Annotated in this window: 4 protein-coding genes, 1 rRNA gene and 1 riboswitch; of the genes, 2 read left to right on the forward strand and 3 right to left on the reverse strand. The window is 35.7% G+C overall.

All coding sequences use genetic code 11. The features are described from left to right. Positions 1-9 precede the first annotated feature (9 nt). Positions 10-153, forward strand: coding sequence for an IS3 family transposase (locus tag EPJ89_RS08660; RefSeq protein WP_244660825.1), 144 nt, complete (start codon positions 10-12; stop codon positions 151-153). Between the two features lie 76 nt (positions 154-229). On the opposite strand, the gene EPJ89_RS08665 is transcribed toward EPJ89_RS08660, so the two are convergent. Next, positions 230-1,591, reverse strand: a complete 1,362-nt coding sequence (locus tag EPJ89_RS08665) for an NCS2 family permease (protein ID WP_200549547.1) — start codon at positions 1,589-1,591, stop codon at positions 230-232. A 66-nt stretch (positions 1,592-1,657) separates the two neighbouring features. Continuing rightward, positions 1,658-1,760, reverse strand: a riboswitch (purine riboswitch). A 113-nt stretch (positions 1,761-1,873) separates the two neighbouring features. After that, entirely contained in the window at positions 1,874-2,131 is a 258-nt protein-coding gene (locus EPJ89_RS08670) for a hypothetical protein (RefSeq protein WP_125163820.1), read from the reverse strand. Between the two features lie 94 nt (positions 2,132-2,225). On the opposite strand from EPJ89_RS08670, the gene EPJ89_RS08675 reads away from it, so the two are divergent. Beyond that, the gene (locus tag EPJ89_RS08675) at positions 2,226-3,017 is read left to right on the forward strand and encodes a GNAT family N-acetyltransferase (RefSeq protein ID WP_161637585.1); all 792 of its coding nucleotides are present in this window, start codon (positions 2,226-2,228) and stop codon (positions 3,015-3,017) included. A 532-nt stretch (positions 3,018-3,549) separates the two neighbouring features. On the opposite strand, the gene rrf is transcribed toward EPJ89_RS08675, so the two are convergent. Then, positions 3,550-3,644 (reverse strand): 5S ribosomal RNA (gene rrf / locus EPJ89_RS08940); the annotation flags it as partial.

The following is a 3,644-nucleotide window of genomic DNA, read 5'->3' on the forward strand; positions in this document are numbered from 1 at the left end:
AAAGCAGAAATGGCGTGTGATTATCAATACTGGTCCGTAGATAACTTTGAAAATTTTATCGAAGAATATGTACATTATTTCAATTTTGAAAGACCTGCTTACTGTTTAAATTACAAAACCCCTATCCGATATAAAATGGATAAGGGTTTCTAGTTTTTTATTAATGTCTACTTTTGTTTGACAACTCCACATCGATGAGTGTTCTTTTCTTTATAAGGATTGATACTTTTTAACTCATTGCTGTAATTACAAAGTTTAAAATAAATAGAATTGCACTACCATAGACGATTGGATGAACCTTTGATGCACGTTTCATTGAAACTTCTACTACAATGTAAGCAATAAAACCACATGCAATACCATTTGAAATACTATAGGTTAATACAGTCATGATTACTGTAAAGAAAGCTGGTACAGCCTTTTCAAAGTTAACCCATTCAATATCTGCGAATGAAGCACTCATCAAGATACCAACAACGATTAATGCCGGAGCAGTCGCTGCTGGCGGAATTAAACTAACAACTGGCGCTAGAATAATACTTGCTAAGAAACACGCTGCTGTAACGACAGAGGTTAAGCCAGTGCGTCCACCCGCTCCAATTCCGGCAGAACTTTCAACAAATGTTGTAACATTTGAAGTTCCAAGAACTGCACCTGCTGTTGTCGCAATCATATCTGCAAATAATCCACGTTCCAATTTTGACTTCATACCACTTCCTGATTCTAATGAATCTTGGTCTTCTTGAGAAAAAATTCCTGAACGACGACCTGTACCAATAAAAGTACCAATGGTATCAAATGTATCGGTTAATGAGAATGCAAAGATGATTGGAATAATTTTTGTTAAATTGTAATTTGTGAAGAGGCTAATAAGACCTTCTTGACCTAATGCTTTTCCAAAAATTTCCCCAAATTCTTTAAAAATAACTGAGAATCCAACAGTTGATTGAGCCGCTCCTCCAAGCTGAACAACACCCATTGGAATACCGATAACGGTAGTTGCAAGAATACCGATTAAAATAGCACCCTTAACTTTTTTAAGCATTAACACAATAGTAATAATAAGGCCAATTACTGCCAACACGATACTTGGATCCTTGAATGTTGTGATTGATGGGACTGCTCCAAATTCAATAAATTTGATATTTAATAATCCAATATAAGCGATAAACAATCCAATTCCGGCACTGATTGCAAGTTGTAAAGTTTCAGGAATCGCTTTAATGAGATGCTTACGGATATTTGTAACGGTCATAAACATATTTAATAAACCGCAAATAAATACCATTGCGAGTGCTTCGTATGGTGTAAATCCCCCTACTAAAACAACTGTATACGTAAAGAATGCATTCAATCCCATACCCGGAGCTTGTGCATAAGGGATATTCGCGAATAACCCCATGATGAGTGTTCCAATTACAGATGCAAGAATTGTTGCAATATAAACCCCATTATAAGGCAACCCTGACTCAGATAATATTTGTGGATTCACAAAAAGAATATATGCCATTGCAAAGAATGTTGTTATTCCTGCCAGCACCTCCGTACCCACTGTTGTATTATTTTCCTTGAGCTTAAAGAATTTTTCCATTTTATCTCCTCTCCTTAGCTTTCTTTTGATTAAAAAACCAAATAAAAAAAGATCGGGAGAAAACGATCTTGCGAGTTTTCACCACGATAGTCGATGTGTTTACGGTACATCGGTAGATACTACCCAACCATATTATGGGTATTATATTTGGTTATTAATACATTGATAGTATAGGTTAGTTCAAGTACCAATGTCAACCACCATTTTTAAAAGGCTCCTATCATGGATCATTGATTCAATAAAAAACAACGAATGAACTATCCGTTGTGCGTTTTGTTTCCATTAATCCTGCGCGTTATCTTGAACGTTATCCTCTTTGCGTGCTTTTAGAATTGCAGTTGCAGAGCGTTCTGCCAACTTATCCATATTGGGAACATAGTTACCATTCCTCGTTTTTCCTTGATCATCTGCCCCACGATATAATCCATAGAGCGCAACAAATATTCCAAACCACAAAAGCACCTCGTTGTTTTGTAAACCGATTCCTAATAGGAGAATCGCAATTCCTGAAAGTTGTAATCGTATTCCATTGTCCGTCATAGCATCCTCTTTTCTAGTACAATTATACAATTTATTTACATTAATACAAATGTATTCTGCACACGTGATACAATGATATCTATGAGGTGAGTACATGTACGAAATTATACAACTAAATGAGTCTAGCCTAGAAGAATTGGTAGAGGTAATCAATAATTCTTTTTCAGACTATGTTTTAAAAATAAAATTAACCGAGCTACAGCTCAAAAATAAACTGGAAAGCGTTCAAGCGAATCTAACCTATTCGTTTGGAGCTTTATACGAAGGTAAGTTAGTCGGCTTTATTATAAATGCAACAGATGATAGTTTAGCCTATAATGTTATGTCTGGCGTTGTTCCAAGTCACCGCCGTAAAGGTGTCTATACCCAAATGTTTGATGCAACAATTTCTTTTTTCAGTCTTTATGGTATTGACACATACCAACTTGAGGTTCTTCAGTCCAATGAAGAAGCAATTAAACTCTATACAAGAATGGGCTTTGAAAAAACTGTGTCCTACGCATGTTTTAGAGGAAATGTAGCGAATCAAGGAATTTCTGACAATGTGCGCGTTAATCTTGGCTCGAAATCAGATGAACTGAGTTATCTTTGGCACTTTGATCCATCGTTTTCAAATATGCACTATAACGTAAACGAACATAAGACCTATCGTATTGAAAAACAATCAATCGAGGCATTTATAACAGTCTCTACTACTGGCGGTGTACGCCATTTTGGCTATAACGATAAATCTCAATTCGTCGAACTCTTAACGCATGTCAGCTCAATTCATGATACTCTTATTATAAATAATATTGACTGTAATTCACATGAAGTAATTGAGTGCTTAATTGAACTAGGTTTTGATTTATATATGCGGCAATTCCAAATGGAACTTCATGTTTAACAGATTATGCTTGGATTAGTAACTTAGAGTAGCGTGCGAAGGCGTGCACGACATATTTGGTTATTTATCCGTAGTTTTGAATGAGAAATTTTCATCAGTAGTTTCTTAGTGGAACATACTAATGGAAATTTCTCTTTTTTTATGGTTTTGTATGGTTATACTAGCCTGTGCCATTCCCATTCTCATTTCTTGCCACCAACGATCCTTTAAAGTTTTATTCTTAAGTTTGGTGTCATTAATTGATTACTTACTGATGCAGACACTATCGTATTTGAATAAAAGCTTTGAATGTGAGATGTTTTGAATTGTAGGTGTCCAGTGAATTGGGAACATCACATGACTGTTTGTATAATCTCAATAGGGTCATTGCAAGTTCATCATAGAGTGTAATCACTTATCACAGGTATATTTGCACAGCAATTGCTTTGTGCTCATAGAACGGCTACAAATATCTCACTCATGGATGCTAAGTCCATTAATATGTAAATCTGATTGATCATAAAAAAAGACACTCTAAATAGAGTGTCAAATTACCTGGCGATGAACTATCTTCACTAGCGCTTGGCTAGATATTGTCGCCGCTAAAGTGCTTAACTTCTGTGTTCGAGATGGGAACAGGTGTGACCA

The organism is Erysipelothrix sp. strain 2 (EsS2-6-Brazil) (assembly GCF_016617625.1).
Classification (GTDB): Bacteria; Bacillota_I; Bacilli_A; order Erysipelotrichales; family Erysipelotrichaceae; genus Erysipelothrix; species Erysipelothrix piscisicarius.

Coding starts and splice junctions, on each gene's coding strand:
- EPJ89_RS08670 (WP_125163820.1), bottom strand. CDS start 2,131: ATGACGGACAATGGAATACGATTACAACTTTCAGGAATTGCGATTCTC.
- EPJ89_RS08660 (WP_244660825.1), top strand. CDS start 10: ATGGCGTGTGATTATCAATACTGGTCCGTAGATAACTTTGAAAATTTT.
- EPJ89_RS08665 (WP_200549547.1), bottom strand. CDS start 1,591: ATGGAAAAATTCTTTAAGCTCAAGGAAAATAATACAACAGTGGGTACG.
- EPJ89_RS08675 (WP_161637585.1), top strand. CDS start 2,226: ATGTACGAAATTATACAACTAAATGAGTCTAGCCTAGAAGAATTGGTA.